Source organism: Micromonospora parastrephiae, from assembly GCF_016802865.1.
Classification (GTDB): domain Bacteria; phylum Actinomycetota; class Actinomycetes; order Mycobacteriales; family Micromonosporaceae; genus Micromonospora; species Micromonospora parastrephiae.
Genome location: NZ_JAEVHM010000260.1, coordinates 1 through 5955 on the forward strand (window position 1 = coordinate 1; position 5955 = coordinate 5955).

General features: G+C 73.6%; 7 protein-coding genes and 1 pseudogene. 6 read left to right on the forward strand and 2 right to left on the reverse strand.

The features are described from left to right. Window positions 1-398: 398 nt before the first annotated feature. Window positions 399-947, forward strand: a complete 549-nt coding sequence (locus JNW91_RS28745; RefSeq protein WP_203178623.1) for a hypothetical protein — start codon at window positions 399-401, stop codon at window positions 945-947. 57 nt (window positions 948-1004) lie between these two features. On the opposite strand, the gene JNW91_RS28750 is transcribed toward JNW91_RS28745, so the two are convergent. Continuing rightward, on the reverse strand, window positions 1005-1748 hold the full coding sequence (locus tag JNW91_RS28750; RefSeq protein WP_203178625.1) for an SDR family NAD(P)-dependent oxidoreductase: 744 nt from the start codon (window positions 1746-1748) through the stop codon (window positions 1005-1007). Window positions 1749-1880: 132 nt separating this feature from the next. Between JNW91_RS28750 and JNW91_RS28755 the strand changes: the two genes are divergently transcribed. The 3 genes from JNW91_RS28755 (at window position 1881) to JNW91_RS28765 (ending at window position 4378) form a co-directional block, all read left to right on the forward strand. Then, window positions 1881-2510: an HAD-IA family hydrolase gene (locus JNW91_RS28755; protein ID WP_203178626.1), complete on the forward strand. Its 630-nt coding sequence runs from the start codon at window positions 1881-1883 to the stop codon at window positions 2508-2510. Between the two features lie 150 nt (window positions 2511-2660). Continuing rightward, window positions 2661-3149, forward strand: coding sequence for a GNAT family N-acetyltransferase (locus JNW91_RS28760; RefSeq protein WP_203178627.1), 489 nt, complete (start codon window positions 2661-2663; stop codon window positions 3147-3149). 86 nt (window positions 3150-3235) lie between these two features. Beyond that, window positions 3236-4378, forward strand: coding sequence for a polysaccharide pyruvyl transferase family protein (locus JNW91_RS28765; RefSeq protein ID WP_203178628.1), 1143 nt, complete (start codon window positions 3236-3238; stop codon window positions 4376-4378). A gap of 9 nt (window positions 4379-4387) precedes the next feature. On the opposite strand, the gene JNW91_RS28770 is transcribed toward JNW91_RS28765, so the two are convergent. Then, complete coding sequence (locus JNW91_RS28770; RefSeq protein WP_203178629.1) at window positions 4388-4594, reverse strand: hypothetical protein; 207 nt, start codon at window positions 4592-4594, stop codon at window positions 4388-4390. 83 nt (window positions 4595-4677) lie between these two features. On the opposite strand from JNW91_RS28770, the gene JNW91_RS28775 reads away from it, so the two are divergent. Together JNW91_RS28775 and JNW91_RS28780 are read left to right on the forward strand one after the other, a co-directional pair. Next, a complete protein-coding gene (locus JNW91_RS28775) occupies window positions 4678-5196 on the forward strand; it encodes a DinB family protein (protein ID WP_203178630.1) in 519 nt (172 codons plus the stop codon). Window positions 5197-5390: 194 nt separating this feature from the next. Further along, a pseudogene (locus tag JNW91_RS28780) lies at window positions 5391-5955 on the forward strand (ATP-dependent helicase); the annotation flags it as partial.

A 5955-nucleotide genomic window follows, 5' to 3' on the forward strand; every position in this document is an offset into this window, starting at 1 on the left:
CTCTGCCGCCGGCGCGGCCTCTGTCGGCGCGGGCTCGGCTGTCGGCGCGGGCTCGGCTGTCGGCGCCGGCTCTGCCGTCGGCGCGGCCTCTGGGGTTGACGTCGAGTCGGGTGACGTGTCGGGTGCCGGAGTGGGATCGGGAGCGGGTCTGGGGCCCGGGTGGGGTCCGGCGGTGAGCTGGCGGCAGGTTCGGCCCCGGTCATGGCGACGTCCTTTGTTGATCAAGGGGAAGGCGTGACTGTATCAAGGCCGGGTACGGAACGTGACCCCGTTTTCGACCGGCCGCGACCCGTGCCGGCACAGGTCGTGGCCGGCCGCACCTCGAAGGACGCGCGTGCCGAAGCGGTGACCACCCTCCCCGATGGGGGGCCGTGTACGTGCCACGCGATGATGGGCGCGTGCAGGACACCGTCGCCGTCGCGCTGATCACCGCACTGTCCACGTTGGCCGCCGCCGCCCTCACCGGGCTGATCGGCGCGCTCAGCACCCGCCGGCAACTGGCCCACCAACTCGCCGTCGCCCGGCTGGAGAGTGCCGAGCAGCGGGCGACGCGTCGGGACGAGCTGCGTCGGGACGCGTACGTCGGGTTCCTCAGCGCCTGCGACCAGGCGTACCGGCAGTTGGACCGACGGTGGCTGGAGGCCGGCGGCAACGAGCCGAGGCCCGGCTACGACGAGGCGTACTCGGCGATGCGCGCCGTGGACGAGGCGTACAACCTGGTGTTGCTGGAGGGGCCGGCGGACGTCGCGGCGGCGGCCCGGTCGGTGCTGGCCAGCCTCACGGCGGAGTACGCCGACCAGCGTCGGCTCGGTGACGAGCCGGACGACTCCGCGGTTCCGCTGCGTGACCGGCACCGGGAACGATGGCTCGCCGCGATCGAGGAGCGGACCAGGCGCAGGATTTCGTTCGTCGACGTCGTACGTCCGGTGTTGGACCGGGAGGGGTGACGCGGACGAGCGGGAGGCCGGACGGCGCCGGGTGGTGACCCGGCGCCGAAGCGGTCCTCAGCTGGTGAAGCCCCCGTCCACGTTGACCACCGCGCCGGTCACGTAGCCCGCCTCGGGGCTGGCCAGGTGCGCGACGGTGGCCGCGATGTCGGCGGGGCGTGCGAAGCGGCCGACGGCGGTGAATCCGGTGATGGCCGCCGCGTTCGGTCCGTCCGCCGGGTTGGCGTCGGTGTCCGTGGGCCCGGGGTTGACCAGGTTGACGGTGATGCCCCGCGGCCCCAGTTCGCGCGCCAGCCCCCGGGTCAGCCCGAGCAGAGCGGTCTTGCTCATCGCGTAGAGCGCCAGCCCGGAAAAGACCGCCCGTTCACCGACGTTGCTGCCGATGCTGATGATCCGTCCGCCGTCGCCCAGGTGTCGCAGCGCCGCCCGGACGGCGACGTACGGTGCCCGGACGTTCACCGCGATGGTCTGCTCCACCTCCGCCATGCCGAGCTCTTCGGTGGCGCCGAACGGGAACACCGCGGCGTTGTTCACCAGGATGTCCAACCGGCCCATCTCGGCGGCGGCCCGGTCGACCGCGCCCAGCACGGCGCCCGGATCGGCGCCGTCGGCCCGGACGGCCAGAGACCGTCGGCCCAGCGCCTCGATCTGCTTCACCACGAGCGCGGCTCGCTCCGCGTCGTGCCGATAGGTCAGCACCACGTCGGCTCCGTCCTGTGCCAGGCGCAGCGCGATGCCGGCCCCGATGCCCCGGGAGCCTCCGGTCACCAGGGCGACCCTGTCGTCGAGTGTCGTCGTCATGCGAACGATCATCTGGCGGCGCCGGCCTGCCGTCTGGCGGCCATCGGACCCCTCGTTCGCACCGCGAGGTCCGTAAACCGCTCGGACGGGCGTCGTTCTATGCTCGGGACGGGCACAGGTGGGGGAGGGTGCGTGGAGCTGTCCGGCATCGACGCGGTGTTGTTCGACATGGACGGCACCCTGGTTGACTCCGACGCCGCCGTGGAGCGGGCCTGGCAGCGATGGGCCGCCGAATACGGGGCGGACCCCACCGCTGCGCTGGCCATCGCGCACGGCAGCCCCGCCGACCGTACGGTTCGCCGGCTGCTCCCGTGGCTGGACGACACCGCGGTCGCCGCTGCGTCGGCACGCCAACTGGCGTTGCAGTACGACGACCTGTCCGACGTCACGGCCACCCCCGGTGCCCACGAGCTGCTGCTGACGCTGGTCCGGCTGGGGTTGCCCTGGGCGGTGGTGACCAGCGCCGACGCCCGACTGGCCGTGGCCCGGCTCGGTGCCGCTGGCATCGAGCCTCCCGTGCTGGTCACGGTCGAGGACGTCAGCGCGGGCAAGCCGGACCCGGAGGGGTACCTGCGGGCCGCCGCGCTGCTCGACGTGTCGCCGGCGCGCTGCCTGGTCGTCGAGGACGCCGAGGTCGGGCTGGAGGCAGGGCGCGCGGCAGGCGCGATGACCGCGGCGCTGAAGGGACTCGACGGCGACGTGCGCCTCGACGACCTGGCGCAACTGGCGCGACAGCTGGTGTCGGCTCCGGCGTCGCCCTGACCGGCCACGGTCGCCACGGTCCGGCGGCGTGACCTCGGCTCCACGAGCCCGCTCCGGCGAGACCCCACCCGCCCGTCCTGACTGATCATGATGGTGGCGGGCATTGTCGAGATCCGACGCCGGCTGGACCCGGCACAGGGGGGAGGTCCGGTGACGTTGACGTTGACGCCGATGACCGAGCAGGAGTTGGCCCGGCTGCGTGAGCCGCTGGAGCGGGCGTACGCCGAGGAACTGGCGGAGCACCGGGGGTTCACCCCGCAGGCCGCCCTGGAGCACTCCGCGCGCCAGCTTCGGGAACTGCTGCCGGCGGGCGCGGCCACCGGGACGGCGCTGCTGCGCATGGCCCGGCTCGGCGACACCGAGGTCGGCTGGATCTGGGTGACCCTGCCGGGAAGCCCCGGCGCGAGCGACACCCGCCGGGCCTGGATCCACAACATCGAGGTGGATCCCGCGCACCGGGGACGGGGACACGCCCGGCGGATGATTCAGCTGATGGAGGGGGAACTGGCCCGGCTCGGCGTGCCCGAGCTGGGACTGAACGTCTTCGGTACGAACACCGTGGCGATCGGGCTCTACCGCAGTCTGGGTTTCGAGGTCACCGCGCAGCAGATGGCGAAGCGGATCGACCCGGCGGGCTGAGCCGGCGCGGGGGCGGTCTCCCCGGCAGGACTGTTCACCTGCCGAGCGGGAAATCCGCGCGGACCGCACCTGGGGAGGAGCGACGGATGACGCATGGCGCCGGACTGACCATCGGTGTGCTTGGCTCGTACGGTGGCCGAAACCTCGGCGACGAGGCGATCCTCACCGGCCTGCTGACCGATCTGCGCACGCAGGAACCGAATGCCCGGATCATCGTCTTCTCCCGTGACCCGGAGCACACCCGGGCCGCCCACCCGGACGTCGAGGCGGTGCCCTGGGAGGGCGTCAGCCGTACCGACTCCGCTCTGGTGCTGGCCCAGCTCGACCTGCTCATCCTCGGCGGCGGCGGGATCCTCTACGACCGGGAGGCCCGCCGCTACCTGCGGGTCGTCCGGGTCGCCCAGGAACGTGGCCTACCCCTGATCACGTACGCGGTGGGGGTCGGGCCGCTCAGCGACGGGGTGGACACCGGCATGGTCCGGGAGACGCTGGCCGGCGCCACCCAGGTCACCGTCCGTGACCAGGAGTCCCGGATGGTGCTGGAGGAGGCCGGACTGCTCAACCCGATCACGGTCACCGCCGACCCGGCCTTCCTCCTCCAGCCGGCCGACTTCCCGGCCCACCTGCTGAGCGAGGAGGGTGTGCCGGCCGGCAAGCGGCTGGTCGGCATCAGCGTGCGGGAGCCGGGCCGGGCGGCCGAGCGCCTCGACGTGGACGGCTACCACCGGCTGCTGGCGCAGATCGGTGACTTCCTGGTGCACCGGATCGACGCGTACGTGTTGTTCGTGCCGATGGAGCGCGACGACATCCGGCACTCCCACGGGGTGCTGTCGCACATGGTCGCCGCCGAGCGGGGGCGGATCCTGCACGGCACGTACTCGCCGGAGCAGGTGCTCGGGCTGATGCGCCACTTCGACCTGGCCGTCGGGATGCGCCTGCACTTCCTGATCTTCGCGGCGATGGTCGGCACACCGTTCCTGCCGCTGCCGTACGCCGGCAAGGTCTTCGACCTGGCCCAGCGGCTCGGCGTGCCGGCGCTGCGCGGCGTGGAGCGGGAGGTCGAGGGCCCTCTGCTGGCCGAGGTCGACCGGCTGTGGGACGAGCGGGAGGAGCGTGCCGAGGCCACCGCCCGACGGGTGGCGGATGTCTGCGAGCAGGCCCGGGGCACCTCCGACGTCACCCGTGGCGTGCTGGACAGCCTGCGCAGCCAGACCCTGGCCCGGGTCTGATCCGGCCGGTCACATGGCCGGCCCGGTCCACCGGTAGCGCCACTCGCGGGACTCCTCATGGGCGCTTTCCAGCTCGTAAATCTGCGCCTGGGCCAGGCCACCGGGCCCGAGGTGGTGGTGGGTCAGCGGCGGACGGCCATTGCTGTCCAACTCGACGGTGACGGTCTCACCGTCCGCCGTGCCGCCGACGAGCAGGATCTGCACCGATGAAGCCATGCGCCCATCCTGCCTGTCGTGCCGGCCGCTCGCAGCCGATAGCGGGGCAGCGCAGCCACCCGTCGCGCCACTAGGGTCGGCGGATGGAGCAGACAATCGATCCGACGCTCGGCCCGGTGCTGGCCCGCGCCGGCGACGAGCGGGCCGTTCTGGACTCGTTCCTCGACTTCCACCGTGCCGTGGTGCTGCGCAAGGTGCGCGGCCTGGCCGACGCCGACGCGCGCCGCAGGTTGGTGCCGTCGGCGACAACGCTCGCCGGGCTGGTCAAGCACCTGACCCTCGTCGAGCGGAACTGGTTTCCGACCCTGCTGGCCCCCGAGCCCGGCGACGTCTACCTGACCTCGGAAGAGGACGCGGTGGCGAGCTTCGTCCTCGGCGAACAGGACACCGTGGCCGGCCTCGTCGAGGCGTACGAGCGGGCCTGCGCCCGGTCCCGGGAGGTCGTCGCGCGGTTCGATCTCGACCATGTGGTGCCGCACCCGCAACTCGGCGAGGTGTCGGTGCGCTGGATCCTGGTGCACATGATCGAGGAGACGGCCCGGCACGCCGGGCACGCCGACATCCTGCGGGAGTTGACCGACGGCACCACCGGGGCGCTCTGAGCCCGGCGCGTCCGCCACGGCGTCGGCGGGCGCGTGCCGTCAGCCGGTGGGCAGCAGACCCGGCGGGTACTCCATGCCGTCGTGGGTGCAGGCTGTGGCGGCGCCCGCCCGGGTCGACCAGGTTCACCGACCGTCGCGACGCTAGCCCACCGGGGCCGCCTATCCTGGGCGCGGGCGGCGACGAGGGGGAGTACGTGCTGGTCATCCACGGGCTGTGGGAGCCCTGCGACGGCTCGACCGCCGGGCTCGCCGTCTGGGCCGAGGACAGCGCCGCGCCACCCGCTCCGGCCCGCTCCGGCCGGTCGCCCCGGGAGCGCCCGCACCCCTTCGGCCGCCGGGCACACCGATTTGGCCGCCGCCCTCGCCGACGCCGCCGAGCCGGCCCGTGCGGACACCGTGCTTCTCACCCTGCCCACCCGGGCGGGCGCGCCGACCGACTCACCCGAGCTGATCCGGACCGCCGTCGCACCCCCGGCCCGTGGCCGGCTCACCCTGGCCGGGTGGCGGGTCCCCGTGCTGGTGTACGCCCCGGACGACGCGCTGCCGCTCCTGCGCGCCCTGGAGGAACTCCCGGCGGTGCCCGGGGCGACCCTGCGCCACCTCGCCGAGCTGGCCGACTTCGCCGCCGACCTGGTGACCCGGGGTCGCGTCCTCCCGGGCGTCAGCACGACGACGGTGCCCGGCGCGCGGGCGGTGTGGCGCCCGCTGCTGACCGGCACCGACGCCGGCTGGGCGCGGTCGCTGGCGCTGGCCCCTGCC

Bases quoted from the DNA above. Each gene is read 5' to 3' on its own strand.
- JNW91_RS28750 (WP_203178625.1), bottom strand. From the start codon at position 1,748: ATGACGACGACACTCGACGACAGGGTCGCCCTGGTGACCGGAGGCTCC.
- JNW91_RS28765 (WP_203178628.1), top strand. From the start codon at position 3,236: ATGACGCATGGCGCCGGACTGACCATCGGTGTGCTTGGCTCGTACGGT.
- JNW91_RS28770 (WP_203178629.1), bottom strand. From the start codon at position 4,594: ATGGCTTCATCGGTGCAGATCCTGCTCGTCGGCGGCACGGCGGACGGT.
- JNW91_RS28775 (WP_203178630.1), top strand. From the start codon at position 4,678: ATGGAGCAGACAATCGATCCGACGCTCGGCCCGGTGCTGGCCCGCGCC.